The organism is Paraburkholderia sp. SSBN10T (assembly GCF_056619545.1).
Genome location: NZ_JBWQQI010000001.1, coordinates 401162 through 428141 on the forward strand (window position 1 = coordinate 401162; position 26980 = coordinate 428141).

The 26980-nt window shown below is 66.0% G+C and carries 20 protein-coding genes and 1 pseudogene; 12 read left to right on the plus strand and 9 right to left on the minus strand.

The window, feature by feature from the left end:
- Window positions 1–83: 83 nt before the first annotated feature.
- From AC1ECK_RS01830 to AC1ECK_RS01870, 9 genes are all read left to right on the plus strand, one after another.
- On the plus strand, window positions 84–362 hold the full coding sequence (locus AC1ECK_RS01830) for a YtcA family lipoprotein (protein ID WP_480315258.1): 279 nt from the start codon (window positions 84–86) through the stop codon (window positions 360–362).
- Between the two features lie 14 nt (window positions 363–376).
- Window positions 377–1468, plus strand: coding sequence for a multidrug transporter subunit MdtN (gene mdtN, locus AC1ECK_RS01835; protein ID WP_480315260.1), 1092 nt, complete (start codon window positions 377–379; stop codon window positions 1466–1468).
- A complete protein-coding gene (locus AC1ECK_RS01840; RefSeq protein ID WP_480315262.1) occupies window positions 1465–3621 on the plus strand; it encodes an FUSC family protein in 2157 nt (718 codons plus the stop codon). The genes mdtN and AC1ECK_RS01840 overlap by 4 nt, the downstream gene beginning before the upstream one ends.
- A gap of 4 nt (window positions 3622–3625) precedes the next feature.
- Entirely contained in the window at window positions 3626–5176 is a 1551-nt protein-coding gene (locus AC1ECK_RS01845; RefSeq protein ID WP_480315264.1) for an MdtP family multidrug efflux transporter outer membrane subunit, read from the plus strand.
- Window positions 5177–6652, plus strand: a complete 1476-nt coding sequence (locus AC1ECK_RS01850; protein ID WP_480315266.1) for a mechanosensitive ion channel family protein — start codon at window positions 5177–5179, stop codon at window positions 6650–6652.
- 174 nt (window positions 6653–6826) lie between these two features.
- Entirely contained in the window at window positions 6827–7240 is a 414-nt protein-coding gene (locus AC1ECK_RS01855) for a Ros/MucR family transcriptional regulator (RefSeq protein ID WP_480315268.1), read from the plus strand.
- 104 nt (window positions 7241–7344) lie between these two features.
- Window positions 7345–8391, plus strand: a complete 1047-nt coding sequence (locus tag AC1ECK_RS01860; RefSeq protein WP_480315270.1) for a helix-turn-helix domain-containing protein — start codon at window positions 7345–7347, stop codon at window positions 8389–8391.
- A 219-nt stretch (window positions 8392–8610) separates the two neighbouring features.
- A complete protein-coding gene (locus tag AC1ECK_RS01865) occupies window positions 8611–10323 on the plus strand; it encodes a LuxR C-terminal-related transcriptional regulator (RefSeq protein WP_480315272.1) in 1713 nt (570 codons plus the stop codon).
- Window positions 10320–13415, plus strand: a complete 3096-nt coding sequence (locus AC1ECK_RS01870) for an ATP-binding protein (RefSeq protein WP_480315274.1) — start codon at window positions 10320–10322, stop codon at window positions 13413–13415. Before AC1ECK_RS01865 ends, AC1ECK_RS01870 begins: the two co-directional genes overlap by 4 nt.
- 28 nt (window positions 13416–13443) lie before the next feature.
- Here AC1ECK_RS01870 and AC1ECK_RS01875 read toward each other — a convergent pair whose 3' ends face one another.
- Window positions 13444–16494: an AAA family ATPase gene (locus AC1ECK_RS01875; RefSeq protein ID WP_480315276.1), complete on the minus strand. Its 3051-nt coding sequence runs from the start codon at window positions 16492–16494 to the stop codon at window positions 13444–13446.
- A gap of 450 nt (window positions 16495–16944) precedes the next feature.
- On the opposite strand from AC1ECK_RS01875, the gene AC1ECK_RS01880 reads away from it, so the two are divergent.
- Window positions 16945–17745: an acetoacetate decarboxylase family protein gene (locus tag AC1ECK_RS01880; protein ID WP_480315278.1), complete on the plus strand. Its 801-nt coding sequence runs from the start codon at window positions 16945–16947 to the stop codon at window positions 17743–17745.
- Between the two features lie 163 nt (window positions 17746–17908).
- On the opposite strand, the gene AC1ECK_RS01885 is transcribed toward AC1ECK_RS01880, so the two are convergent.
- A complete protein-coding gene (locus AC1ECK_RS01885; RefSeq protein ID WP_480315280.1) occupies window positions 17909–21196 on the minus strand; it encodes an ATP-binding protein in 3288 nt (1095 codons plus the stop codon).
- Between the two features lie 190 nt (window positions 21197–21386).
- On the minus strand, window positions 21387–22163 hold the full coding sequence (locus AC1ECK_RS01890) for a GNAT family N-acetyltransferase (protein ID WP_480315283.1): 777 nt from the start codon (window positions 22161–22163) through the stop codon (window positions 21387–21389).
- Between the two features lie 147 nt (window positions 22164–22310).
- Between AC1ECK_RS01890 and AC1ECK_RS01895 the strand changes: the two genes are divergently transcribed.
- Window positions 22311–22850 carry a hypothetical protein gene (locus AC1ECK_RS01895; protein ID WP_480315285.1) on the plus strand — a complete coding sequence of 180 codons (540 nt, stop codon included), beginning with the start codon at window positions 22311–22313 and terminating at the stop codon, window positions 22848–22850.
- An 89-nt stretch (window positions 22851–22939) separates the two neighbouring features.
- On the opposite strand, the gene AC1ECK_RS01900 is transcribed toward AC1ECK_RS01895, so the two are convergent.
- The 5 genes and pseudogenes from AC1ECK_RS01900 to AC1ECK_RS01920 all read right to left on the minus strand — a co-directional run.
- Window positions 22940–23395: a CesT family type III secretion system chaperone gene (locus AC1ECK_RS01900; RefSeq protein ID WP_480315287.1), complete on the minus strand. Its 456-nt coding sequence runs from the start codon at window positions 23393–23395 to the stop codon at window positions 22940–22942.
- Window positions 23396–23517: 122 nt separating this feature from the next.
- The gene (locus AC1ECK_RS01905) at window positions 23518–23685 is read right to left on the minus strand and encodes a hypothetical protein (RefSeq protein ID WP_480315289.1); all 168 of its coding nucleotides are present in this window, start codon (window positions 23683–23685) and stop codon (window positions 23518–23520) included.
- A 148-nt stretch (window positions 23686–23833) separates the two neighbouring features.
- A complete protein-coding gene (locus AC1ECK_RS01910) occupies window positions 23834–24082 on the minus strand; it encodes a type III secretion protein (RefSeq protein WP_480315291.1) in 249 nt (82 codons plus the stop codon).
- Between the two features lie 77 nt (window positions 24083–24159).
- The gene (locus AC1ECK_RS01915) at window positions 24160–25476 is read right to left on the minus strand and encodes a type III secretion protein (RefSeq protein WP_480315294.1); all 1317 of its coding nucleotides are present in this window, start codon (window positions 25474–25476) and stop codon (window positions 24160–24162) included.
- A 173-nt stretch (window positions 25477–25649) separates the two neighbouring features.
- A pseudogene (locus AC1ECK_RS01920) lies at window positions 25650–25880 on the minus strand (short-chain dehydrogenase/reductase); the annotation flags it as partial.
- Here AC1ECK_RS01920 and AC1ECK_RS01925 point away from each other — a divergent pair.
- On the plus strand, window positions 25874–26155 hold the full coding sequence (locus AC1ECK_RS01925; protein ID WP_480315296.1) for a cupin domain-containing protein: 282 nt from the start codon (window positions 25874–25876) through the stop codon (window positions 26153–26155). The pseudogene AC1ECK_RS01920 and the gene AC1ECK_RS01925 overlap by 7 nt on opposite strands.
- 69 nt (window positions 26156–26224) lie before the next feature.
- On the opposite strand, the gene AC1ECK_RS01930 is transcribed toward AC1ECK_RS01925, so the two are convergent.
- A complete protein-coding gene (locus AC1ECK_RS01930; RefSeq protein WP_480315298.1) occupies window positions 26225–26674 on the minus strand; it encodes an ester cyclase in 450 nt (149 codons plus the stop codon).
- Window positions 26675–26980 lie beyond the last annotated feature (306 nt).

Here is a 26980-nt window from a genome sequence, read left to right on the forward strand (position 1 = left end):
CCGGTTTACGCATGCGCTCGGCCACGAGCGTCCCGCACGCGCTCAGGCGCGCCTCCACTGTCGGCTCAGCCGAACCCGCACCCATGCGGAAGGGGACGGCGCGCCGGTGTGAAGCGGCGTTGAGCCTGTTGATGTGCGCGCTGCTGACGGCGTGCTCGGGATCGCCTTCGGTCGGGGTTCTCGGCGCGTATTTCCCGGACTGGCTGTTCTGCGTGGTGGGGGGCACGGTGCTGACGGCTGTCGTGCACGTGTTGTCGTACCGCCGTGGCGTCGGCAACTGGCTGACGCCGCCAGCGATCGTCTATCCCGCGCTGACCTTGCTCTTTGCGATTGTGCTCTGGGCCGTTGGCTTCAACCTGTGACAGACGGTGCGAACATGAGTTCTAACACGACCGCGGCAAACAGCTCCGTTACAACGAAGCCTCAACCCCGAACCTGGCCGGCGATCCTGCTGATCGTGCTGGCAGTGGTCGCGTCGATTGCGGTGATCTGGAGCGTCGACACGGCGCCGCGGACCGACGACGCTTATGCCTACGCGGACACGATCGGCGTGTCGCCCGAAGTGAGCGGCAAGATCGTCAACCTGGCCGTGCGCGACAATCAGTCCGTCAAGCAGGGCGATCTGCTGTTTGAAATCGATCCACGTCAGTATCAATACGCGTTGATGCGGGCACGGGCCGCGCTCGTGCAGCTCGATGCGCAGATTCCGCTGACGCAGCGCAGTGTGAACGCGCAGAGCTACGGTGCGACGGCCGCGAAGTCGGCCGTCGCGCGCGCCCAGGCGGCGGCGAAACAGGCCAGCGATACGCTCGCGAGAATGGAGCCGCTGATCGGCAAGGGATATGTTTCCGCTGACGACCTCGACCGCGCGCGAACCGCGCAGCGCTCGGCGCTCGCGGAACTGGCCACGGCCGAGGCGCAGGCGCGCGAGGCAGAGGCGGCGGTCAGCGGCGTCGATGCGCTGGTGGCGCAACGGGCGGTGTTGCAGGCCGAAATCGCCACGGCGCAGCTCAATCTCGAGTACGCGACGGTGCGCGCGCCATTCGACGGGCGCGTCGTGGACCTGCGCACCCAGGTCGGGCAGTTCGTCTCCGCGCAAAAGCCGGTCTTCACGCTGATCGATACGCGGCACTGGTACGTGATTGCGAATTTCCGCGAGAACGAACTCGGCACTATCGGGCCCGGCACGCGCGCGACGCTGTACCTGATGAGCGACACCGGGATTCGCTTTAGCGGCTCGGTGGACTCGGTCGGCTATGGCGTCGATCCGCAGGATGGCGGCGCCACGGCGAACGGCCTGCCGAACATTCAGCGCAGCATCAACTGGGTTCACGTCGCGCAGCGTTTTCCGGTGAAGATCCTGGTCGACCATCCCGATCCGCGGCTGTTCAGGCTCGGCACATCGGCGGTGGCGGTGTTGCATCCTCGCGAGCACGATACGGTCGCCGCGAGCGGAGCACAGCTATGAGCACGCCCGCGAGCCTGCGGCGCGAACTCGCCTTGCCGCGCCCGCTGGCGCGTTTCGCGGCGTTCCTGCAGCGCGAACTGGCGGCGTTTCCCGGACGCGGCAATGTGACGATGCGGTGCGTGCTGGGCAGCGCCATTGTGATGGTCGCGTCGATGACGCTGCAGGTGCCCGAGTTGGCCGTTTCGTTGATTGCCGTGTTCTTCGTCACGCAATCGAACGTGGTGTTGTCGCGCGTGATCGCGCTGAACCTCGTGATTGGTTCGACCTGCGCGATTGCCGGTGTGATCGTGCTTTATATGTTGACCTTCGACTATCCGCTGTTGCGCATCGCCGTCGCGAGCGCGGTATTTTTCTGCTGTGCTTATCTGCTAAGGGCCGTCACGAAGTTCGGCCTGGTTTTCTTTCTCATCGCGCTGATTGTGATCTATGCGCAGAGCTTTGCCGATCTGACCGATAACGCGGAAGCACTGGTGCGCAGTTGCCTGTGGGTATGGTCGGCGGTCAACTATCCGGTTGTCGTGGCGCTGATCATCAATACGCTTCTGTTGCCCGCCGAGCCCGAGCAGCAACTGCGGGCAGCGATGCACCGGCAACTCGCCGCGGTGCAGGCGCGTCTTGCCGCATTGGCCGATCCAACCGACGCCGCTGCGCTGCCCGTGCTGAATCCAAACGATCTGCAGCAGGGCGCGTTGTCGTTGCAGAAACTGCTGCGCTTCTCGACGATGCGCAAGCGCTACAGCGAACCTGCGGCCGCGGCGCTGCTGGCCTGCGTCACCGCCGTGTCGCGGCTCTACGAAGCGGCGGCCACACTGCCCGCCGCCGCGCAAGCGCCGGGCGAAGCCGGGATGGCCGCGATCCGCGGTGTTCAGCGCGAAGTCGCGGCGCTGGATCTCGCCATTGCCGAAGACCTGCCGTTGCCGCGCCGCGCCGCGACGCAGCGGGATGACGACGCGGCGTCGCTTCCCGCAGTCGTTGCGATGCAGCGAGTCATCGACGCGCTCGCCGACGCAACCAGCACCCAGGCGGCCCACGCAAACACGCCGCCACCCGCTCCGGCTGCGCTGCTGCCCGCGGATACCTTCGCCAACCCGCGCTACGCCCGCTTCGCGCTGCGCACGCTGCTGTCGGTACTGATCTGCTATGTGTTCTACAACGCGGTCAACTGGCCCGGCATTCACACGATCATGCTGACCTGCCTTATCGTTGCGCTGCCCAGTCTCGGGGCATCGAGCCGGCACGGTCTGCTGCGTATCTGCGGCGCGCTGGTTGCCAGTGGTCTCGCGCTGTTCATGGTTGCGTTCGTCATTCCGCAACTGGAAAGCGTGACGGGGCTGCTGCTGATGAGCTTGCCCGTGATCGCGCTGGGGGCATGGGTGTCGGCCGGTTCCGAGCGGATCAGCTATGCCGGCGTGCAGATCATGTTCACGTTTGCACTGGCCTTGCTGGAGCAGTTCGCGCCGCCGTCCGATCTCACGGAAATTCGCGACCGGCTGGTGGGGATTCTGCTCGGCGTGGGTGTGGCGACTTTCATCCAGATGTCGGTGTGGCCGGAAGGCGAGGCCGACGCGCTGCGCCAGCAACTATCCAAGGTCCTTCGTGCTATTGCGGGCGTCGCGCGCGGCCATGCACAGGCGATTGACGCCGGCGCCGCGGCGGCGCCGTCGCCGCAGTCGTCGACTGCCTGGGCCATGCTGGCCGATTGCGAAGCGATGCTCGCACGGGTCGCGCTCGAACCCGACTGGCGCGAAGGTGAGGCCGCGCGCGTCACGCTGCTAGCGCAAACGGTACTCGCGCAGAGCCGCTCGATTCTGCTGGCGAGCAACGCCTTCCATGACGAGGCGATGTTCGATATTCAACGCGCCGGGGCAACTGGAGCGGATTTGAGGCAAGCGTGCGATGCATTGCAGCGCAACCTCGGCGAGTCGCTCGAGCGATATGCGCAGCAGTTGTCGAGCGAGCCGCCGCTCGCGGTGCCGCCGCTGCCGCTGGATATGAAGAAGCTGGCGGGTGCGGCGCGAAGCGCGGAGGGCGGCGAGCGCGCCGCTGCGCTGCTGGAGTGGGCCACGCGTATCGACACGGCGCTTTTGGGCTTGCCGCAATGGTCGACAGACGAACTGACTTCGGTGCGACCGGCCGATGCCGTACAAGGATAGTGTGATGCGCGCCGATCATTGTCCGTTGACGCAAACCGCGACCGGTGCAGCTAAGCGCCGGTCAGTGGTGCGCCTGGTCCGCCGCTGGCTCGCGCTGCTGCCGATCTGTTCAGGCCTCGCAGCCTGCGCGATGATTCATCACGACAGTCCGCCCGCGGCCCTGATCCCACCCGAACAGATCCGTCTTGCCGACGATATCCACCTCGCCAGCGAAGGCTGGCCGTCTGCGCGCTGGTGGGAGCACTATCACGACCCGCAGCTTGAAGCGCTGATCGACCGCGCGCTCAAGCACGCACCGACGCTGGCAATCGCGCGTGAGCACGTCTCGCAGGCACATGCCCAGGTCGAACTGGCCCGCGCCGGCTCCGATCTGCAGGTTTCGGGGGTTGCCGCTGCCGATCGCGAGCACGTGTCCGGCCACGGATTCCTCAGCGCCTATGCCACGCACGATCCTGCGATCGGCGCGTATGGCCCCTGGTACTGGACCGGGCTGGTCGGCGTGGACGCCCACTACGATGTCGATCTGTGGGGCAAGCAACGCGACCTCGTGCGTGCGGCGCTCGGCGAGCAGAACGCGCGGCGCGCCGAGGCGGCGCAGGCGGAGCTGGAGGTGTCGACAGGCGTCGCGCAGCTTTACTACCAGATCCAGATCGTCTACGCGAGCCTTGACCTGCTACAGCAATTACGCGCCGTCGACGCGTTCGAACTGGATACTCGAACCGCGCGCCACGAGCGGGGGCTGGAGGCGCTGACGCAATCGGCCAAGGCGCGCTCGCAACTGCTCGCGCTCGACCAGCAGATCGCTTCGGCACAGGAACAGATCGTTCAGACCCGCGAGGCCTTGCGGGCGTTGCTGGGCGCAGGCGCGGACGATCTGCCGCCAATCGCGCCGGTGGCATTGCCGGCGCCCTCGGTCGGCCTGCCGTCCACGCTGTCCTTCGAGCTTCTCAGCCGCCGGCCCGACTTGCAGGCCATGCGCTGGCTCGTCGAGGCCTCGTTCGACCGGATCGATGCGTCCAGGGCAGCGTTCTACCCGAGCTTCGACATCACCGTGTTCTTCGGCTTCAACGCGCTGCGCATGCGCGACCTGTTCACCCATTCGGCCGAGCAGATCAACATCATTCCGGGGCTCTATCTGCCGATCTTCGACGGCGGCCGTCTGAACGCGAGCCTGCATGGCGCGCGGACCGCCAGCAACACGCTGATCGAGCAGTACAACGAAGCAGTGCTCAACGCGGTCCGCGAGGTCGCGCAAACCGGCAGCGAGATCGACGATCTCGACCATCGCGCGCAATTGCAGCGCGAGCGGATCGACGCCATCCGCGTCACGAGCGATAGCACCGAGGCGCAGTATCAGCGCGGCCTTGCCGACCGCACGGCCGCCATGCAGGCGAGGGCGCCCGTCATCGAAGGGCAGATCGCGCTGCTGCAACTGAGCGGCGACGAGCTCGAGGCGGAAATCGTCCTGACGAGGGCGCTGGGCGGCGGCTATCGCAGCGACGACCTGCCGACCCGGCCACCCGTGCCGCCGCTGGCAGCGAGCGAGGCGCACTAGATGTTGCCGCAACCGCTCGAGCCGTTGCTGCTTCCGGTCGCCGCGGTCGCGCTCAATCTTGTCGTGCTGCTGGTAGGCGCGCGCATGCGCTTCATGGGGCCGCGTACCGTATTGCGCTGCCTCGCGTTCGCCGCGCTGACGGTTGCGATGCTGCACGCGCATATGACGCCGACGCAGACGCCCGATCCCGACGCCTCCGCCGAGTACCGCTTCGCACGCGGCGCGGTGCAGATTGTCTGGTGGCTGCTGGCGGCATCCACCACCATGACGGTGGTGCGGCTCTACTACACGATCAACGACCGTACGCGCCAGGAGCGCTTTACGCTCGACGTCGCAGAAGTCGTGGCATACCTGACGGCCGCGGTCGCCATCGTCACCGATGTGTTCGATATTCCGCTCAAAGGGGTGCTGGCCACTTCGGGCGCAGTCGCGATCGTGCTGGGCCTGGCGTTGCAGAGCACGCTTGCCGACCTGTTTTCCGGCCTCGTGATCAATACGACCACGCCATATCGCGTCGGCGACCACATCGTGCTCGACGACGGCTCGGAAGGCTCGGTGCGCGAAGTGACGTGGCGTGCCACGCACGTGCTCAAGGGCAACTACGACCTGATCGTCGTGCCTAACTCGGCGATCGCGAAGTCGAAGGTCGTCAACGCGAGTGTCCCGGCCGGCGCGCATGCCACCGTGGTGCGGTTTCAGGCGGACCCGGCGCACCGCCCGTCGTCGGTGGTGTCGGCGTTGCGGCTGGCGATCGATTCGTGCATCGGCATCGACGCCGCGCGGCCCGCAAGTGTGGTCACGAAGTCGGTCGGCTGGCAGGCAACCGATTATGAAGTGTCGTTCTTCGTCTCGGGCGGCCACAGTACCGAGGACACGCTCAACGTCTTCTTCGATGCGGCGCATCGGCACCTCGAAGCCCTGTCGCTGTTCCGCACTGCAGCCGATGACGCCGACGCTTCGGGCGAGCGCTCGGTCGGACGCCGTCTGATCGACAGCATCGGCATCTTCGGCCTGCTCTCGCGCGAACAAAAGGAACAGCTCGCGAGCGCGCTGCAGGTTCGCGAGCTTGCGCCGGGCGAGATGCTGCTGCGGGCCGGCGAAGTGCCGGCCGCGATTACGCTGATCGGCTACGGCGTGATCAATGCGGCAACCCGGCATGATGGCGAGACCGTGGACGTCATGCGCTTCTCACCGTGCGAATATTTCGGCGAAAGCGGACCCATCGCGGGTGTGGCGGTCGGCGCAGATCTCTCGGCGAAGACCTACGCGATTGTCTATGAACTGCCCGGAGCGGCGATCGCCTCGTTACTCAAGCGGCATCCCGAACTCACGCATGTACTCGCCGCCAAGCTCGCGGAGCGCGAGCAGCGCGGACAGGCGTTGATGGAGCCGCCCAAGGACCTGCCGCCGACCCCGCACGGCCTTGCTGCATGGCTTGCCCGCGGCATGCAGGCGCTCCATGGCATGCATCTCTAACCCGGCGCCCGGGTTCGCCCCCATTCGGGGGATTGACCCGTACAGGGCACGCCGCTACTTTGATCGGGTATCCCACCTGAGAGTGAGACAAGCTTATGGCGCCGCGCGAATCCGCCCGCTGCTTTCGGGCAATCCACCCAGTAACGCAGGGCCTATGAGCTCGCGAGGCCGCCTGTGACGGAGCGCCCCGATCTGATCGAACTGACCGCCGAGATCGTGGCGAGCTTCGTCTCGTGCAATCCGCTGCCGGCGGCCGATCTGCCCGCCTTCATTTCGAGTACCCACGCCGCGCTGGCCGCGCTGCTCGACCCGTGCGAGGAAGCGCGTCCGCATGCCGGGGCGGCGGTGCCGATCGACGAATCGATCCAGCCCGACTACCTGGTCTGCCTGGAGGACGGCCGCAAACTGAAGTCGCTCAAACGCCATCTCCAGCACCGCTACGGGATGACGCCCGACCAATACCGGACTAAATGGGGCCTGCCCGCCGACTATCCGATGGTCGCGCCGGCCTACTCGGCGCTGCGCTCGACCATTGCGAAGAATCATCCCGCGGGCGCCATCAAGCCACGCCGCAGCCTCAAAGCCTGAGGGGAAGCAGGCGCGCTCGCCTGGTGCCGTTTCACCCATTGGGGGGATACCGGAGAAGCGGTAGTCTCGCGCATGATGCTCACCAATCAAGACGGAGTGACACCATGGCGAGACAGACACAGGACGCGGCCAGCGTTTTCCCAGCGGCCTGTCCGGATGCTGTGAGCGGGTTCCGCGCCCCCTTGTGTGCGAGCGCCAGTTCGATCGTGCGGGTTGAGGAGCGTTGGCGCTGCCCGCCGTTTTCCGCAGTCGATGGGGCTGCCGCGGAGCGCATTCTCGCCGGGAGCTGGAGCGAGGATGCGGGCGAATCGCACGAATTGCGCGAAGTGTCGAGCGTCGGCGACGCGCGCTTCTATACGGTCGGCATCGCCCTGACTGCCACCACGCTGAAATTCCAGCACGACGGCAAGATCCTCTGCGATGGGCCCGTGATGCCCGGTTCGATCCAGATCACCAAACCCGGCGAAAGCGTCAAGGCCATTTATTCGTCGCCGTGCCGCGTGATGCATTTGTTCATTTCACCGGACCTGTTGTCGCGGCGTTATGACGAAGCCGAGGGGCAGCTCGTGCGGCCCGATCTCTCGGACCAGGATCCGCACATCTTTCGCGATGTCGCGATCGAACGGCTGGCGCTCGCGCTTCAGGACGCGAATCCGCTCGCCGATACGTTCGGCCGCATGTACGCGGACAGCATTTGCGATGCGATCGTTGCCCGTCTGCTGGCGCGGCGCACGGATGCCGCGCCGGCGTGGCCGGCTTCGCGGGGCGCGTCGCTGCCGAGGTGGCGCCTGCGCCGGGCGATCGATTTCATCGAAGCCAATCTCGCCAATCCGATCGGACTTGCCGAAGTGGCGGCCAGCACCGGACTGACGCGGATGCACTTCGCCGCTCAGTTTCGCTCGACCACCGGCTATTCGCCACACACTTACCTGCTAAGACGGCGGCTCGAACATGCGCAGATGCTGCTGCGCTCATCGGAGTTCAGCGTGCTCAACGTGGCGCTCAGTTGCGGCTTCAGCTCGCATGCGCATTTCACCGCGGTCTTCAAGCGCATGATCGGCGAGCCGCCCAACGCCTGGCGAGCGCGGATGCGCGGCGCCAGGTCGCCCGACGATTCGCCCAGCCATGCCGCCGGGCGGGACGTTCCGTGACAGCAGGCATTCCTGCAGATGAATAGCGGCGTCTGCCGTTCTTCTCCGCCTGGGTTGTCCGTCGAAGTCCCGCGAAGTCCCGTATAGACCTGGTCACGACCCGACCATTACCGAAAAATAACCGAATCATCACGCTTCGTAGCGGTGCCCGGTTTAGTCTGGGCGACATCTTCCCTCGTTGTGCGGTTGCAACGACCCGGTGTCCAGACGGAGCCTGACATGAACGATTTCGTTGCGATCGAAAGCTTTTTGAAATCCGACCAGGCACCCAGAGGGGCGGCGATCCCGCGTGTTCCTCCCGAGCCGGGCGTGCGGCGTCCGGGTGCGCCTGGACCGTTCCCGTTCGCCGGCGGCGCTGCGGTTGCTCTGCGGATGGCTCGGGCTAGCGGCGCCCAGGTCGGCGCCGGCTTTGCGAAAATCAGGCTCGATATCGAACGGGCGTGGCAGGCTGTCATGCGCTTCGATTCCCGCGAGGCGCTGGCCGTCGCAGACCTGCTCGAACAGCAGGCGAACCGGTTGTCGGTAACCGTGACGAAAGCACTCCACTGCGAGATTGCCGCGCTGCGGGCGGTGGCGCTCGTGTTGCAGGACGATGAAGTGGCCGCCTTGCCCGTCGCCTTGTCCACGCTCGGGCAAGGCGCGAGTGCGCGGACTGCGCACGTCGCGTCGACCGTGTGCCGCAGCGTCTACTGGCGGCGCGGCGACGTGGAGAGCTTCTACGCGGTGGAGCGCGTCAAGCTGGACGACCGCCCGAGCCCGATGCAGGCTGTCTCCGCGCTGTTCGATCTGGCCTTGGATGCCGCTGTCGCTTTCGATCAGATGCGTTTCAACGCCGCGCGCCTGTTGGCGGCCGACGCGCTCGAGACCGGCCGGCGCTTGCTCGGCACCCAGGTTCCGGCCGATGCGTTTCCCGTCTCCATCATCGCGCAAGTACTCTACGAGCAGGGGCAGGTGGACGAAGCCGAGGCGCTGATCGCCGCGCGCATGGCCGACATCCGCCAATGCTGCACGCTCGAAGGCGCGCTACGGACGCATCTGCTGCTCGCGCGCATTGCCGCAAGCCGCGGGCAACCCAGAAGGGCGCTGGTGGTGCTCAGCGAGGCCGAGGCGCTCGGCGAGCGGCGTGGCTGGCCGCGGCTGCAGGCCGCGAGCCTCGCGCACCAGGTCGAGATCGAGGCGGACTGTGGGCGCATCGAGCAGGCTGTGCAATGTCTGGAGCGCCTCGCAGGACTCGCACGTGAACAGCGAGCCATCGGCATGAGCGGCAACCAGGGCAGGCATGCCGCCTTCGAAATCGCGCGTTTTCATACGCTCGCACGGACACGCATCGCTTTGGCAGGCCCGTCTGGCACCGTCGATATTGCCGCGTTGCGGCAGGTTCATTTCGACACGGTACGGCGCGGCGCTCTCTATGCGGCGGTGCCCGTCGCGCTATTGCTTGTCGAGGCCCTGCTCGTGAGCGGGCAACGCGGCGAAGCGGTCGAGGTGCTGGTCAATCTGCTCAAGCTCGCGCCATCCGTCGGCCTGCATCAAACGCTCGTCGATTGCAGCGTGCGCGTCGCCGAACTGATCGAGGCGATCGTGCAACGGCGGATCGTTCCAGCGGGCGACGCGCTCGAACTGTTGCCGTATGCGAGGCTGCTGCTGGTGCACCGGCAACGTGGTGGGCGCGAAGAAGCCATTGAACCATTCGCGGCACGCCGTCCGAACGCAGCCGCGGGACTCAGCGAGCGCGAGCGCCTGATTGTCGACCTGATGGGGCGAGGGCTGTCCAACAAGCAGATCGCGGTCGAGCTTTGCATCGCACCCGAAACCGTAAAATCGCATGCCAAGCATCTCTATACGAAGCTGTCGGTCAGAAACCGGACCGAGGCGGTCACGCTCGCTACCCGCCTTGGTTTGATCCAGATGCCGAGGAGTTTTCCGGTTTGAATCCCAACTTTCGCATCCGCACGTCGCTCCAGTTTTCCGGTTTTCAGCTCGATTTGTCGAATCAGTGCCTGTGGCGCCTGAGCCCCGCGCAATCCGCTACCCGGATCGATCTTCCGCCTAAAACCTTCGCTGTGTTGCGTCATCTTGTGGAGCATCCACAGCAGTTGATGTCCCCGGATGTACTGCTCGAAGCGGTATGGCCCGACGTGCATGTGCAGCCCGAAGTGCTCAAGGGACACGTCGCGGCGATCCGCCGTGCCCTTGGCGACGATGCGGAACAACCGCGCTACGTCGAAACGCTCCGTGCGCGCGGTTATCGTTTCATCGCGCCGGTCGATGGTCGTGCCGCAGGCGGTCCGTCAGGCTTGTTTGCGCGCAGAGCGGAACGTTTCGTGGGACGCGCGCCGCAACTCGAGGTATTGCTGGCCGCACAGCGACGTGCGCAGGCGGGCGCGCGGCAAATCGTGTTCATCACGGGCGAGGCGGGTATCGGCAAGACGGCGCTCGTCGACGAGTTCCTTGCCGAGGCGCCACATGGACACACGCGGGTATTGGGAGGAGGGTGTGTCGAAGGCTACGGCGGCGCCGAGCCGTACTATCCGGTGCTCGAAGCGCTCGGCCGTCTCTGCCGTGGGCCAGGCGGCGAACAGGTCAGGGCGGCCCTCGTCTCGATTGCGCCCACCTGGGCCGTCCTGATGCCGGCGTTGGTGCCGGCGGCCCTCCGTGAGTCGTTGTTCGCACAGACGATCGGCGCGCAGCGTGAGCGCATGCTGCGCGAAATCTGCGACCTGCTGCAGGCGCTGGCGCGCGATCGTCCGCTGTTGCTCGTGCTGGACGATCTGCAGTGGGCGGATCTTTCGACCATCGACATGCTCTGCGCGCTTGCCCAGCTCGAGGGCTCGCTGCGGCTGATGCTGGTTGTCACTTACCGCAGCGACGACGCCGCTTCCGTCCAGCATCCCGTGATGAAGCTAAGCCACACGCTCCTCATTCGCGGCGCGTGTGAAGTCATTGAGCTGACGCCGCTCGAGCCCGATTCGATCGGCGCGTGGCTCATGCACGGCGCGAGCCTGAACCCGCTCGACGAGGAGCTGGCGCATCTGCTCGCCGAACGCTCAGGCGGCAATCCGCTGTTCATGCAGGCCATTCTCGACCATCTTTGCGAGCAGGGGCTGGTGGCCAAAACATCCGACGGCTGGCATCAGACGGCGAGCGCCGCACGGTTGCGCGAGGCGCTTCCGCGCACGATCGCGCAGGTCATCGAAATGCGGATCCGGCGGCTGGCTCCCGAGGTCCAGCGCGCGCTCGAGGCGGCGAGCGTGGCGGGATTGACGTTTGCGTCGGCGACAACGGCCGAAGCGGCTGCGATGACCGTCGAGGCGTTCGAGGATCTGTGTGACGGCCTCGCCCGTCACGGCCAGTTCGTTCGCCGCGCCAGCATCTGGAGCCTGGCCGATGGCGCGAGCGCGCAGTCGTTCAGCTTTACGCATGCACTGGTTCGCAGCGTTTTCTATGACCGCCAGGGACTGACGCGGCGCTCCAGGTCGCACCGGCTGATTGGCGAGCATCTCGAGAAGCTGTTTGCCGCGGAACAGCGCGGCAGTCTCGCCGCGCAGCTCTGCTGGCATTTTGCCGATGCACAGCAATGGGACAAGGCGCTCGACTATCTGCGCATCGCCTTGCAGACCGCCAAGGTTCGCTGTGCCTATCGCGAAGCGCTCGCCATGCTCGATCAGGCCGATACGCTGCTCGCGCGCTTACCCGCTGAATTACGCGCATTGCGGCGCATCGAGTTTGCCGAAGCGCGCGCGGCGCTGTACGCGGCCGCCCATGATCGGCAAGCGCTCAACGCATACCGGGCGCTGCACGAACAGGCTACGCAACTTGGCAAGATCGAAGTGCAACTGCGCGCGCTGCTCGGTCTCTCGTACGTTCTGAGCTGGGACGATCAGGTTCGCTCGGTGGAATGCCTCGACGATGCGCTGAGGCTTGGCGCGTCCTATCCGGACCGGCGCGTCGCTGCAGCGACGCAGATCGCGTGCCATGTGCGGCGTATCTGGACCCAAGGCTGGAGCGCGTCCGGCTCGCAGCAATGCAAGGATGCGCTCGTTACCCTGCGTGAGACAGGCGATCCGGTTTCCATCGCCAAAGCGCAAATGGAACACTGCATGCTGATGATGGTGTCGACGCAGTACCGCAAGGCGCTGCAGACCACGCAAGCAAGCTACCAGGTGCTGTACGACCATGCCGTCGGTCATCCGGGTTTCGATATCGCGCGTGCCATGTGGATGATGCGCCTGGGCGTGCCGTGGGCGTATCTGTCGCTCGGCGAACTGGGCCGCTCGCTCGACGAGTTCGATCATGGCATCCGGCAGTTTCACGACAACGGCAACTACTTTGCGGCTCGCACATTGCAGGTCTATCGCGGCTGGCTGCTGGTCCATACGATGGACTTCGAGACCGTGCTCGAACTCGACCGGCAATTCAGGCAAGCGGCGGAGCGGCCGGGGGCCGGCAGCGAGGCCCGTGAGCGCGCGGCCTTCCTGCCGCCGCAGCAGCGCGTCTGGACCATACTCGCCGGACTGGCTCACGCCGGACTCGGCGAAAACGCGGCTGCCGCAGCGCGTTTCGCCGAAGCCGAACAGCAGATGGAGCACGAGCCGATCATGTTCGACTGGTACTGGCGGCTGGCGCTCGAATGGGGCTGGGCGGATCTCGCGATTGCGCACGACGACCACGCCGCCGCGCAGTATCGTGCCCGCCGCTTCCTCGAACGCGCGCTCGCTACCGATGAGCGGACCTGGCAGGCGCTCGCGTGGGAAACGATGGCGAGAGTGTCCCTGCATGCGGGCGATCTGGAGCATGCCGGGACTCAACTGGAGGCCGCGTTTTCGGTCACCGAAGGCTTCGAGACGCCGCTCGCCGACTGGCGTCTGCAGCGCACCGCGGCGCGGCTGTATGAAGCGCGCGGCGATACGCAACGGATGGCAGCCGCGCAGCAGCGTTACGTCGAATCGCGCGCGCAGCTTGCCGGTTCGATCCCGAGGGAGGCCGGCTTTGGCCTGCGTCTCACGGAGCTGGTTGAGGGCTAGTAGGGCCTGTTATAAGCATGAAAAGGCCCTAATCCCCGGCGTCGAGCGTGGCGCGCAGACGATGCCCGTCAGGCAAGCTCGCCGCGAGCGCCGCTTTTTTGGTAACCGCGAGTTCGGCATGATGCGCAGCCGTTTGCGCATCGCCGCTCAAGCGATAGGCCTCGCTCGCCGTGCGATGGATGCGCCAGTCCGCCAGCGGTGTCTGGAATTGCTGCGTGGCAACCAGCGCTTTTTCTACGTACTGCACAGCATCCGTCACCGCGCCGGATTGCAGCGCGACGCGCGCCCGGATCTCCCACGACAGACCCTGCCAGGTGCGCTCCTCCGTGGCGCTCGCAAGCTTGACCAGACGCGCGGCATGCGTCATCGCTTCGTCGAGATCGCCTCGTATCAGCGCGACGCTTGCGAGCCCCCATTCGAGCGCCAGCCGCCAGTACCAGTCGAAAATCACTGGTTCGTTATCCATGCGCTGCATGACGTCGAGCAGATGAACGCGCGCACTGCGGGTGTCGCCGAGGCCAAGGTAGGCCAGCCCCTTCAGGAGAATGGCGAGCCGCTGCTCCGCGGGAAGGGGCGAGCGACGCACGGCGGTACCGGCCAGCGTCTCCGCGAGAACCTGGCTGCAGGACTGGAGCATCGCGTCGAAGTCCAGCGCATGGAATTGCACCCAGCAGCGGTACAGCGTGAGCGTGTCGGCGCCGTACTGATTGCCGTTGCTGGCGAACATCGCAATTGCCCGGTCGAACTCCTGCTGTGCGCGCCCAAGCTCGCCCAGATACAGCAGCGCCCAGGGCACGCCGAGGTTGACCATCCAGGTGGCACGCGCCATGTTGAACTCGGGCCGGTTCTCGTCGTTGTCGACGAGGAACCGGTAGTTCGCGAGAATGGTGTCGTGGGCTTGCTGATAGTGCGCGGACACCATCAGCACCATGCTGTATTCGCACTGCGACCAGGCGGTCGTGAACGGATCGTCGCCGTTGCACAAGGGCTCGAGCGCAGCTTCGCACTGACGGATATCGTCGGCACGCCAACCGCGCACCCACATTCTCCAGACATAACAACTGATGCGGGTGCGCGCCTGCTGCTGCAGATTGGTCTGCCGTTCGCTGAGCGTCAGCGCTTCGTCGATGATCCGGCTGCTGCGCAGTTGATCGCGCCAGCTATACGCGTAAGCGAGGCTCAGCAGCGCGCGGCTCTGTATATCGAGCAGGCCGAGCTGCGCGGCGCGCCTGGCCAGTTGTTCGCAGGTTTCGAGCGCACGCCGGTCATGCGCGGCGGTAAAGACCGAAGCACGTCCCTCGAGAAACTCGGCCTCTGCCGCCGCCCGTGCTTCGTCCGGTAAATTGGCGGCCAGCATCATGGCGCGATCGAGAATGGCGAGTGCGTCGTTGTACGCAAGGCGCTTTTTCGCGGTCTGGATCGCGATGCGCAGATAACCCAGCGCGCGCGACCATTGCTTGGCTGCCGCGAAGTGCTGGGCCAGTTCGGCCGCGACGCTGCCATGCGCTTCGCGGGCGCAGCGCGCTTCGAGTTCCTCGGCGATCCGCAGATGCGCATGCGTGGTACGCAGCGCGCCCTGGCGCTCATAGAAGGTTTGCCGGTACATCGTATGGCGGAACGCGTAGGTGCGTGCCGCGATCGTGCGTTCGAGCGGCGCGGACGCCTCACGGCGCACGAAGCTCTCCTGGCGGCACAGCGCTTCGCAGAGATCCTCGACACTTTCCTGGCTCAACTGCGCCACTGGCGCGACGAGCGTGGCGTCGAAGTGGAGTCCCGCCACACTCGCGGCTTCCAGCACGTGTTGTTGATCGCCCGTCAGCCGCCGGATGCGATGCTCGATGACCTGGCTCAGCGTCCGCGGCACTTCGAGCCGCACCTCCGATGGCGACAGATGCAGCTTCCATCCCTGCGGCGTGGATTGGGCGATGCCCTGCGCGACCAGATGATCGAGCGTCGCCACCATGAAGAGCGGATTGCCGCCGGAGTGCTCGCAGACGAGCTGCGCCAGGCCGTTCTCGCGAGCGTTTTGCGCCTTGCCTTCAAGGTATTCGGCGATAGCGCTTTCGGTCAGCGGCTGGAGGACGATGTCGTGACAGAGCTTCTGCAGCCCGAGTTCGTGGTTCAGCCGGCACAGGGGATGCTGCACGAGCTCCGCATCTTCGGGGCGATAGGTGGCCACGACCATCAGGCGCGCATGGGTGCGGTGACGGGCGAGGGCGGAGAGCATGTCGACGGTCGAATAATCCGACCAATGAAGGTCCTCGAAGACGAGGGCGAGCGGTGTTTGCGCGGAGAGAGCAGCGAAGAATTCGCAGATTTCGCGCAGCATGCGGCCACTGACCGCACCGACCAGTTGCCGCTGCAGTTGCGCGCGATGCCGCGCCGGCACCGAACCGGGAAGCTGCGCGGCCCAGGTCGGGGCGATCGAGATCAGACTGCGCATGATGGAGGCCCCGGCAGCGCCGCGCATCAGTTGAGCGAGGGCTTCGAGCACGGGGTAATACGGCTCGGTGCCGCCGTAACCCTCCACGCAGCGGCCGAGCGCAGTCAGCACGTTGCCACGGCCGTCGAGCGATTCGAGGAACTGGTTGACGAGCGTGGTCTTGCCGATGCCCGGTTCGCCGGCGACAAACACGATCCGCGACTCGCCTGCGCAGGCCTCGTCGAAGAGCGTCTTGAGCTTGTTCAACTGCGGCGTGCGTCCGACGAAGCTGCCGTGGGCCGGCGTACCGGCGTCATCCGTGGCATTGAGCTGCGTGCGCGTCTGCAGCGGGGCGATGAAACGATAGCCGCGGCCGCGCAGTGTTTCGATGAATCGTGGGTTGGCTGGATCGTCGCCGAGCGCGGCGCGGATGGACAGCATGTGCCCCTTCAGCACTTCCGGTTGCACCATGACGTCTTGCCAGAGCGCATCGAGGAACTCGTCGTGCGTCACAAGGCGGCCGGCGTTGTCGACCAGATACTGAAGCATGTCGTACGCACGGGGCCTGAGGTTGAGCCTGTGCTGCTGCCCGTCCGGCGTCGCTTGCCAGACACACTGGTTGGCCCGGTCGAGCCGGAAAGGCGGGAATTCGCTCACTTTTGTCTCCGACCGCGCGGGCCATTCATTCTTGCAATCCTATGTGAAGAGCGACGGTCGCCTCGGCGCACTCAGTCAGGCGTGGAGTGCTTCACGGCAACGCTATAAACCGCCGGGTCATGGTGAGCCTTGGTGTCTTCGGCAGACGATAGCGTAGTTTTTAACATTTAGCCGATTCTATACCGGCGAAACGACTGCGAAAACCTCGGATCTACCGAGTTGGAAGACGCAATACGCGCTGCTTTCAAACGCTTGCTTCGACCCCCGATCGGGGGATAGGACGCGCTAACCCGCTCGTGAATAATGGTTCATGGCGACGTACCGGACGGGCAGGGCGTCCGGCCGATACGTGCCTCGAAAGGCCGTCGTCAGGTGATGCGCGTCGATTCCCAGGAGCGGCGGCACCCCATGCACAGCGACCGCTGGTCGCCCCCATCGAGGACGAACGAGATGCTTAAAGCGTTTTCAGTTCCCATTACTCCGCAAGGACAGTCCGCACTGGTGACGATGCCGCCGTGGCACTATTCGAGCGATTGTCTCGCCATCGAATACTGGACCGACCCGAAAGCGGTTGCGGCACTGCTGCCGCCCGGTGTCACCGTGGACGAGAAGTCCGCGGGGCGTGCCTTCTTCTGGTTTCTGGACTGGCAGTTCACGGGTTCCAACGATGAATTGACGGACCCCGCCCGCTATCAATACCGCGAGGCCTTCGTTCTGGTCGAGGCGGTCTTCGACGGCGTGCCGATCAACTACTGCCCGTACATCTTCGTCGATAACGATGCCGCCATCGCCCGCGGATGGGCCCAGGGCTTTCCCAAGAAACTCGCGAGCGTCTATCAGACCCGCAGTTTCTCCGCGCCGAGCGCAGCGGCGGCTCCGCTCGCCAAAGGAAGCCGCTTCGGCGCCAGTGTGTCCGCGCACGGCGAACGGCTGGCGACCGCCCGTATCCAGCTCGAGGAACCTGTCGCTGACCCGACGACCGTTTTCAACCGGCCAACTACCATGCGCCGTTACTTTCCGCAGCTCGCCGCCGGCCGTCAGGACAAGCCGCCGGTCGACGAACTGACCATGTCGCTCACGGACAACCTCGCCATCGTCGATGTCTGGAACGGGGCGGCGCAACTGACGCTTCCGGAAGTCCACGGCGAGGACATGCATCTGATTGCGCCGTTGCGCGTTGGCCGCGGTTATCGGCTGGGTATGGCGTACTCGGTGACGGATCTGCGCATTCTGAAGAACTACGTCGAGTGATCGTCTGGAAACGTCCAACCAGGCGATGGAGATGGGGCAGATCATGCCGGATGTCGCCAACGAATGAATGAGGACGCTTAGGAGATTTAAGCAATCATGATGTCGCTATGGTTCGCTTGACTCATCTTGCCCAGATAGAACCCGGCGCGAACCCGAAGCTCTGTCAGCGAACCCGCAGTAGCCCCGTCGTTATGGCTGAACCGCTGTCCGCGGCGATTGCGGGACTGCCTACTGCCTGGGCCGCTGCGCTTCCGCCTGACGCGGCCAACGACACGTCAGGCGAGCCGCCCGACGACCCGCCCACCCGCAAGCCGGCCGGCATGCCCGGCGCGGCGTCCAGCGCCTCGAGATCCACCGTAATCCGCAGAGCGAGCCGCTGCGCGCCTTGCTGGCGGGCCCGTTGCAGCGCCTCCTGAAGAAGCGGCCGCACCGCTTGCGCGGTTTCGCCCTGCGCAAGCTGGACCAGCGCGCCCAGGCGCAGCAGCTCCGGCACATACCAGAGCTCGCCAGTACGTTCGCTGCGCATCACGGCGCCGAGCAGCGTGGCCGCCAGCGATGCCGTCAGTTCCGGTTCGTCCTTCAGCGCGATGCGTGGCAGCAGCGTGGCGATAAAGGTGACGTCGAGCAGATAGATGCGTTCGCGGGCGATGCGCTTGAGCGCGCCACCGATCACGCGCCGCGCCGCCTGCTGATCGCCGCGGCGGGCGTCGAGCCAGAGCTGGAAGTCGAGCCCCGCGCGCAGCCAGCGCCGCAGCCCCGCCACGCGGGCGCGGGTCACGAGCGCGGCTGCGCACGATTCGGCAAGCGCGATATCGTCGTCGAGCGCGGCCAGCGCGCAGGCAAAGCCAAGCGCGATGCAGCAGGCAACCGGCTCGCTTTCGTCGGCCGGGTCGCGAAACGTGCCGCGCAGCGGCGCGGCCGTATTTGGCTCGCCGGCGAGCCATTGAGCCACGGCCAGCACGGCGCGCGCGACCAGATGCAGCGACAGCCCATAGCCCGTCGCCATGGCATTGGCTTCGTGGCAGGCCTCTTCGTCGATCGACTCGTCCATGGCGTCGTCGCTCAGTCCGACGACCGGCGACAGCAGCCGGATCGCCGCATCGAACTCCCCAGCATAGGCCTGCATGATGCCTTCGATGCGGCGTGCATTGATGCTCACCGCCGTCCATTGCGTGGCGGCGGCGATCTCGCTGAACGCCTGGCTGATCTCGCGGCCGCGCAGGACCTCGCCGGTTTCGAGCGCACCCATCGCGAGGCTGAACAGCGCCCGCAGACGGTAGGGCGTATCCGCGCAGATATTCGCCAGTTCGTAGGTGCGCTGCCAACTGGCGACGATCTCTTCCGGTGCTCCGCGGCGCAGCGTCAGCGCCCGCGCAAGCACGGCGCGCAGGCGCATCTCGTCGCGGATGCGCCGCATCGACGCGTTGTCCACCCGGGCCAGCGCCGCGCGAACCCAGTCGACGTATTCGTCCACCAGCGACAGCGCAACCCAGACGGGCGCGGTGTTGTCGAGCAGATCGGCGCATAGCTCGACCTTGTCCGCCGAGACGGCCCATTCGAGCGCGGCGCGCAGGGCATCGATATCGTGACGGCTGTGCAGGCCGCCGCTCGCGAGTCCCGCGCCGAAGCGCCGCGCCATGTCGCGCGCTACGAACTGGGCATGGTGGGCGGCGGCGTCGGCGCTTTCGCGGGTTCGCTCGAGCGCATCCAGGGCAAAGCGGCGCACCGCCTGCGGCAGCCGCAGGCGCAGGGCGCCGTCGCAATCGACTTCGTTGACGAGGCCCGCGGCCACCAGCGCGCGAAGCTGGCCTTCGAGCACAGCGGCATCCGGTGGTCCCGATTCGTAGTCGGGATCGAACGCACCGAGCACATCGAGCGCGGCTTCGTGGGCGAACGCATTGGCGAATACGCCGAGCCGGCGCAGCGTCGTGCGGGTGGGGCCGTCGAGCGCCGCGTAGGACATGTCGAGCATCGCATGGACCATGGCGGCGCGCGGCAGCACGATGCGGCGCGCACCGGTGCGGCGCGTCATCATCGCGTCGAGTTCCGTGGCGAAGGCGGCGAGCGCGGTTTCGACCGGCGTGCCCGCGCGCACCTGTGCGGCGATTGTCGCGGCGGCCAGTTCGACTGCATAGGGCACGCCGTCGATCCGGCGGCACAGCAGCGAAGCGGCCGCGAGCGCGTGCGGCGCGAGCCGCTGTGGATCGGGCGGTGCAGTGTTGCTGCCCGGCGTTTTCAGGCAATGCACGAGTCGCGTGAGCAGCAGGTGCAACGCGTCGTAGTCGAGCATCGACGGCGCCGATGGCACGCCTGCGAGGGGTTCGGGCGGCACGCGCAGCGGCGCCACGGCGACGGTCGATTCGCCGTCGATAAAGAGCGGCGTCTCGCAGGTGGCAATTACATGCAGCCCGCGCGTGGCGGCGACCAGCGCTTCGATGGTCGCACCTGCGGCTTCGCTCAGATGGTCGCAATGATCGACGATCAGCAGCAGGCGCCGCGCGCCGATCAGGGCAGCGAGGCGGCCCGGCTCTGCGAATCCTTCGGCATCGGCGAAGCGGGCGTTCGGCTCCTGGCCGAGCGCAGCGGCAATCGCATTGACGACACGCTCGGGCTGCGCCAGCGAGGCCAGCGCCGCGCACACGACGCCGTCCGGGAAATGCGAGGCGAGCCGGCTGGCGGCTTCGGTGGCAAGACGCGTTTTGCCGATGCCGGAGGCGCCCGTCAGCGTGACGATGCGGCGGGTGGGCACCAGAGCGAGCAATTCCGATAGCTCGGCATGACGGCCGACGAACGGCGACGGGTCGACGGAATGGGAGCGTAGCGAGGCCACTGCGCTGGTCGGCAGCGGCGTGGTGGCCAACGGCACGGCTAACGGCGCGGCATGCTGGCTATCCGGCCGTGCGCCGCGCCCAATGGAGGAACGCACCGTGCCGAGCGGCAGTGCGGACGGCAAATGAGCGGGCGGTCCGAGCGAAGTGGACGGCGTGCGCGTGAGGCTTGCGCTGGCTGCGTGGCGGGATGCCGCCGCCGCGCCGGACGATCCGCCCGGCATGAACGAGGTGGCGAGCGACGCCGCGATGCTGCCGACGTTGCCCGTGCCCGCTTCGAGCCCCGTCTCCGGCGTGTCGACCACCCGTATCTCGCCGGCGAAGCGGTAGCCGCGGCCCGGCACGGTGACGATCAGGTCCCGGTCGTCGTCGAGCGCGCGCCGGATGGCGGATATCTGCGCCTGCACGGTGTTCGCGTCGACATTCGTGCCGGGCCAGACGATCTCGCGCAGTTGCGCGGTCGACAACACGCGGCCGCCGGCGTCGAGCAGGGCGGCCAGCACCGCGAAGGGGCGCGTGCCCAGTTCGATCACGGCGCCGTCGGCAATCAGAAGGCCGACCTCACGCGCGAGCCAGAAGCGCGAAAAGGCGATCATCTGTCCCGTTAGCCGCGGCAAGGACATCGGGGCATCTCCGGCGTAGTTTGTTGTGTGGTCGGTCAGCCGGCGGGGATAGCCGCCGGCGGGAGCAACGAGATGCCGGGCTACGGCATTCGTCAGACCTTTGCATTATCGCCTGAGAGCTGAACAATTGCTTGAAGTTGGAACACTTCTTCATGTATCGGGACAGCAGACCTTTTCTGCGGTACGGCGCTTATGCGTTTTCGAGGCTCCACTGCATGGTCGTGCGCAGCCATGCGACACCCTCGTTGGGCGGCTCGGGCAGCGCGGGCACGGCACGCGTGAGCGCGTACAGATAACTGTCGTCGGCCACGAGGCCGCGATTGGGACGCGGTTCGTGATTCCTCAGGAGTGCTTCCTGTACGAAGCCAAGGCGCTCCATGCTGCTGTGCGCGGCGCCATCGACGGCGCAACAGGCAAACAGCCGATACACGCCCGGTTGCTGGATCAGCCAGTCGAGCAGATCCTGCAGCGCGAGCACACCGGCGCGGCGGCGTCGCGCGCCGCCATGCCGGCTGATGATCACGCCCACCTCGATGCGCGGCAGCGCCGGCTTCAGTTCGATCAGCGCGGTGAGCCGGCCGGTTTCCCGGCATTCGAGCGCATAGCGGATCAGCGTGCCGTCCTGCCAGCCGCGCAGCGCTTCGTCGACAAATGCGGCGGATTCCTCGACGCTTCGATGGCGCGGCACCGGCAGGTCGCGCATCGTGCCGGCGTCGCCGAGCATCTGGTCGAAGAGCGCCGGGGCATCCGCCGGGGTCAGCGGGCGCAACACCAGATGCGGTGTTTCCATTCTTTCGAGCGGTGCGAAACGCATGATTCGAGTCCGGTTGACGAGACTGCCCGCTAGTGTGCCGGCATGGCATGTCCGCCAGATGGCGTTTAGCGAACCGGCGAGCGCGGGTGCGAAGCGCGAGGAAGCGGGCGCGCAGCACTTTTGTGCGATCAGGCGGTTATCGATGTCGCGCATGGCTTCGCTCGTCACGACGCGCTTTCGCGCATGGAGCACGTTTGGCGAGTGGGCCGCAGTATGGTCGTGCAGGATGCGTGTTGTCCCATGCTCGTGCGTGATCGGCGGGTCCGGGCTGAGGCGCAGCCAAACCAGGAGCCCTGCACCATGACGAAATCCCCGTCGATCGGCGGTCACGGCGGCGTTACGCCGCTCTCGGACCATTCCACGCCATCCTCCTCGGCGCCCGGCCAAGGCGCCGCTGTCGATACCGGCGCGCAGGCCGGCCCGCAAGGCGGCGCCGCGCTGCATGGCCTGAACGCGCTGAGCAGCGGTGGCGCGAAGACCGGCGGGGGCACACGCGCCTCGTTCTCCGCCAAGCCGTCGGCTACCCAGGGCGCAAGCACGGGTTCCGGCCCTGCCGGTCCCGGTTCCAGGCCGGGGATGAGCGGACGTCTGGGCAACATGCTGCACAACGCCTCGGCGCGCCTGAATAGCGCGGGCAGCGGCCGTCTCGGCGGTCTGCTGCAGGATGCCTCGGGCTTATCGGGCGGCGTGGCGAATCTGGCCCAGGCCGGCGCCGGACTCGCCTCGGCGGGGATGAGCGTGCTCGGTTCGATCATGCAGGTCGAGGAGGCCGAAGCCAGCGAGATTGCCAAGATCGCGGAGCAGGGCGCCCAGAACGTCGAGAACGCGGCCAAGGGATGAGGTTGCGGCGCGGGCGGTGTTGATGTCTGCGCAGCGGTACGCCGTGGCCCGCCGTGGCCTTTAGGCCGCGGCTCAAGACTCAGCAGGCATCACGCCCTTAACCAGAAGAACTCGCCGGACGCGATGCCCTCGAACATTTCGTCGTTCGATTCGACGATGTTCTGCCGCCAGTAGCGGCCGTGTTCGGCATAATGCGCGAGCAGATCGGCGAGCGCCTCGCCGCTCAGGCCGTCGGCGAACGGCAGGCGCAGCACCAGCACGACGCCGCCGGTGTCGGTATCGAGTCCCAGTTGCGCCTGGTCCTGCGCATAGATCAGCAGATTGGCTTCCAGCATCAGCCTGAACACGACGAGCGTGCGGCCGGCCGTTACCGTGCCGAAATGAAAATTCGCGTACATCGCATCGATGTCGCGCTCGAAATAGTCGAGCCGCACATCGAAACCTTCGACCTCGATCGAGCGCGTGCGCAGCACATGGTCGACGTCGCCGAGACCGACGGTCGCGCACAGATCTACGATCAGGTTGGTATAGCGCTCGCTGCTCATGCATCGACCTCGAAAACGCGCGGCAAAAAACGGCCGGCGCATGCATGGTGCATAGACCGGCCGCATCGGCAGCCGCCACCACGCGCGAGCGCGCGGCGAACGGCCAGCCAGGCTAAGGCCGCTTAGCCGCCTTGCGCGGCGCTCTTGACGTTGCTGGCACCGCTCTTCGCGATATCGGAAACCGATGCGTACATGCTTTGCTCGACTTGCATCTGAGCGGACATTTCCGTCATCTGGTTCATTTCGTTGGTGAGACCTTCCATCATCGAGCCTGCGCTGCCTACGGACATGAGAACCTCCAGTGTGTGTGGAACGAAAGGGGTGGCCTATATCGAGACCTGCCGCTTCGCCGGCGTTTTTGACTGCGTGCCGTCGAAGCAAGCGCGTTGACCGGCAGCGGGAAAAAGCGTGCTTTTCCTGCGCCGGCAGGACGCCGCGTCAACTGAGCGCTGCGCCCTGTTTTTCCTGAAGTCGACCGAGCACGCGCGAAGCGGCCAGGAAGCCGCGATAGAGCTTCGCGAGATTGTTGCGGTCGAGGTCGTTGGCGCCCTGGGCTTCGCTGATCTGCTGCGCGGTCCTGTCGAGCGCGTGACGGATCGCTTCGATGCGCGGGGCGCCTGCCGGGTCGGCCAGCGTCTTCGGCAAGTCGTTGAAGTCGCTGCCGTAAGGTTCGAGTTGCTCGTACATATCGATCTCCTGGGTTAAGGATGGCGCGTTGTGAGTTGCGGGACGCGGCTCGCCGGGTTGCGTTTGGGTTGCACTCGTCAGCCGGCCGGTCCGCGTGGCCGCTGCGGCGCCGGTGTGGCTGCGGGCAGACTGGTCGGTAAGGTGGATGGATCGGGCAACGGCACACCTGCGTCGGCGCTGCGGCTGACGGTGTCGTTGTCGACGCTGGAGGTGCTGGTTGCGCCCGGCGCGTGGTTGGCGTTGTTCGTGGCTGCGGCGTTGGCGGCATTTACGTTGCCGTTCGCGCTCGCGGCGGTGTTGGCGGTTCCGTTTGGCGCGCTTGCTGCATTGGCTGCACTGGCCGCGTCGCTCTCGGATGCGCTGGCCGGCGGATCGACGGCGTAGATATGCTTGACGCCATCGGGCGTTTCCGCATATTTGACATCATCGGAGGAAATCATTTCGGAATACGACGCATTGATCGGCGTATCGGTTGTGCCCGCGGTTTCGCTTGCCTGTACCACGACGCTCCTGACGTTGGCATCGAGATCGGCGCGCACGCGCGCCAGCGCCGCATCGAGGTCGGCACGGCTGCTTACCTTGCCGGTCACGGCGAAGGTGCCGCCACCCTGGTATTCGACATGCACGCCGGCGATGCCGAGCGAGTCTTCGATGCTGCGGGCATCGTTCTGCGCGACGTCGTAGTTGCGCGAAATCCCGTTCTGCGAGATGCGGTCGAGCAGGGTGCGCACAGCCTGGTCGTCGGCCGGCGTGGCGACCATGCCCGTTACGACCACGGTGCTGCCGAGCGCATGCGCGTGCAGGCCGCTCACATGGGCCGCGGCGAGCGCCTCGCTGACACGTTGCGCGCGATCGTCGGCATTGCGCGGCAGAGCGGCGCGGCTCATCTGGGTCGTCGTCAGCAGCGAGACGGCCACGATCACGACGCCGAGCGCGAAGCAGGCCGCTACCGCGCCGACATAGCGGTGGCGCTTTTTGCGCTCGGCGGCGAAGCGCGCCTCGGCCGGCCGTGTGAGCAGGGTGGAGAGCAGATCGAGGTCGGAGGGCCAGACGGCGTCGTCGGCACCTACGCACAGGATCGTGTCGTCGAACTGCATGGGGACGAAATCGACCAGCAGCACCACTTCTTCCGGCGCGGCGGGCGCGGCTGCGGTGGCCTGAACGGATGCCGTGTCGTTCGTGTCCGGCGTATCCACCGGTGCCGGTGCGCTTCCCACGGCCAGACGCTGCGCGCTCACCACGCCGCTTGCGTCGACGTGCAGCAACGTATCCGCACCGCGCCAGTCGGCGAGGCGGATGTCGGCATCGTCGTCCGCGCCGATGCGGTGCGTCCCCGGCGTGAGCTGCAATTGCGCTCCCGCGTGGACGCCCGTCAGTATCCGCAGCAGTTTCATCGTGCTTGCACAGGGTGGGTGGGAAGGGCGCCGGGTCGGACCGCCGCGCGGCGGTCCAGCCTTGCCGGCTCGATCGACCCTAATGTAGGCGTTTGCTAGCCGCCATTCGCGCGGGGATGCGAAGGCGGCGCGTGGGATGCGAAGCCGCGGGGGAGCTGGGAGATCTGCTTACATCAGGCAGGAAAGTCGGTCGATGCCGAGAGTGCCTTCCAGGTTTCGGTTTCCTGCTCGACATAGGCGTTCTTTTCAGCGATTGCCTTCAGCGTGTCGGTGCCAAGCGGCAGCCGGAGCGGAGGCGTTTGCGCGTCAACCAGTTTGAGCATGGCGGTGGCGAGCTTCGCGGGGTCGCCGGGTTGGTTGTGATTCAGGGTGGTGGCCTTGCGGCGCACGTTCCCGGATGTCTTCAGTTGTCGGTCAGGTTGGAACAACAAAAATAAAAGTCCTGCGAATGGATGAGCGGCCATATGAAGAAGAAATACACGACTACAACGAAGGGTTGCTCGTAGTCGATGGAACGCTGCTTTTGCAGGTCGAACACGAGAACGTGATTGTGGAAGCCGGCCAGATGTACCTTGCACCAGCGGGTACGCCGCACGCGGTTTTGCCGGGTAGCTACGGTACGCTGGTCATTATTGAGCCGGTCGCTCAATGGACGGATAACGCCACAACGGACCGGTGACGCTTGGCCTGTTGTGGCGTTAGATGCACACAGCATTGCTGGAAAACTGTGGAAGCACTGCGCCTTCGATCACGCTGCCTTGAGGAGTCCAAGTTGTTGCAGCGCGGTCACGCCGTCGTCCAGCCCGATTTCTTCGACGATCTTGCCACCATTGAGCCGTAGCACGGTCGTGCCGGTGAAGTGCATTTTCCGGCCGGTCGCGGCCGGCAACGATCCAATGAGGAAGTCGTTGAATGCCGGACCGGTATGTGTGCCGCCACCCTCCCAGCGGCCGACTACATAGTCCCCCTCGGCGATGAGATCAGCGGCGCCCCAGAAGTTGAGATCCGGAAACGCTCGGCGGAAATCGGTCATGAATGCCTTGATGTCCTCGCGGCCACGGCGCGCCTCGTGCAGCGAGTATTGAAGAAGCATGTCAGGAGCAGCAAGTTCGTCGACGATGTCGAGGTTGCATGTCTTGCCCCAGAAATTGGTGAACCAGCGGCCCACGACGGCCTTGTTGTCATCTTCCCTGGACATGGTGAATTCCTCATTGACTGTGGTTGAAAGAGGGAAGCGAAATCGCTGCCCTCTGTCTGAACGATAGTGGTCCAGGCAGTCAGCCGCCCCCCGTTTCTTGCTGCAATACTCGATAAACCGACACGCGGTGTGTGGTGACGATGGTCACTACGCGCGTCGTTCGTAAGCGACGGCGCCAGGGGGCGTAGCGATGAAATAGACAGCAAGAATCGGAGTGCCTGTGCTGACCTGCTGACATAACCTGCCCATGCGATCGCACAGTAACCGAGGCTGGCGGACGAAGGTCGGTGCGCTCGAACCACATGC

Coding starts and splice junctions, on each gene's coding strand:
- mdtN (WP_480315260.1), top strand. CDS start 377: ATGAGTTCTAACACGACCGCGGCAAACAGCTCCGTTACAACGAAGCCT.
- AC1ECK_RS01905 (WP_480315289.1), bottom strand. CDS start 23,685: ATGTCCGTAGGCAGCGCAGGCTCGATGATGGAAGGTCTCACCAACGAA.
- AC1ECK_RS01910 (WP_480315291.1), bottom strand. CDS start 24,082: ATGTACGAGCAACTCGAACCTTACGGCAGCGACTTCAACGACTTGCCG.
- AC1ECK_RS01930 (WP_480315298.1), bottom strand. CDS start 26,674: ATGTCCAGGGAAGATGACAACAAGGCCGTCGTGGGCCGCTGGTTCACC.
- AC1ECK_RS01890 (WP_480315283.1), bottom strand. CDS start 22,163: ATGCGCGACATCGATAACCGCCTGATCGCACAAAAGTGCTGCGCGCCC.
- AC1ECK_RS01845 (WP_480315264.1), top strand. CDS start 3,626: ATGCGCGCCGATCATTGTCCGTTGACGCAAACCGCGACCGGTGCAGCT.
- AC1ECK_RS01830 (WP_480315258.1), top strand. CDS start 84: ATGCGGAAGGGGACGGCGCGCCGGTGTGAAGCGGCGTTGAGCCTGTTG.
- AC1ECK_RS01850 (WP_480315266.1), top strand. CDS start 5,177: ATGTTGCCGCAACCGCTCGAGCCGTTGCTGCTTCCGGTCGCCGCGGTC.
- AC1ECK_RS01860 (WP_480315270.1), top strand. CDS start 7,345: ATGGCGAGACAGACACAGGACGCGGCCAGCGTTTTCCCAGCGGCCTGT.
- AC1ECK_RS01840 (WP_480315262.1), top strand. CDS start 1,465: ATGAGCACGCCCGCGAGCCTGCGGCGCGAACTCGCCTTGCCGCGCCCG.
- AC1ECK_RS01915 (WP_480315294.1), bottom strand. CDS start 25,476: ATGAAACTGCTGCGGATACTGACGGGCGTCCACGCGGGAGCGCAATTG.
- AC1ECK_RS01865 (WP_480315272.1), top strand. CDS start 8,611: ATGAACGATTTCGTTGCGATCGAAAGCTTTTTGAAATCCGACCAGGCA.
- AC1ECK_RS01925 (WP_480315296.1), top strand. CDS start 25,874: ATGTCTTCAGTTGTCGGTCAGGTTGGAACAACAAAAATAAAAGTCCTG.
- AC1ECK_RS01895 (WP_480315285.1), top strand. CDS start 22,311: ATGACGAAATCCCCGTCGATCGGCGGTCACGGCGGCGTTACGCCGCTC.
- AC1ECK_RS01880 (WP_480315278.1), top strand. CDS start 16,945: ATGCTTAAAGCGTTTTCAGTTCCCATTACTCCGCAAGGACAGTCCGCA.
- AC1ECK_RS01885 (WP_480315280.1), bottom strand. CDS start 21,196: ATGTCCTTGCCGCGGCTAACGGGACAGATGATCGCCTTTTCGCGCTTC.
- AC1ECK_RS01900 (WP_480315287.1), bottom strand. CDS start 23,395: ATGAGCAGCGAGCGCTATACCAACCTGATCGTAGATCTGTGCGCGACC.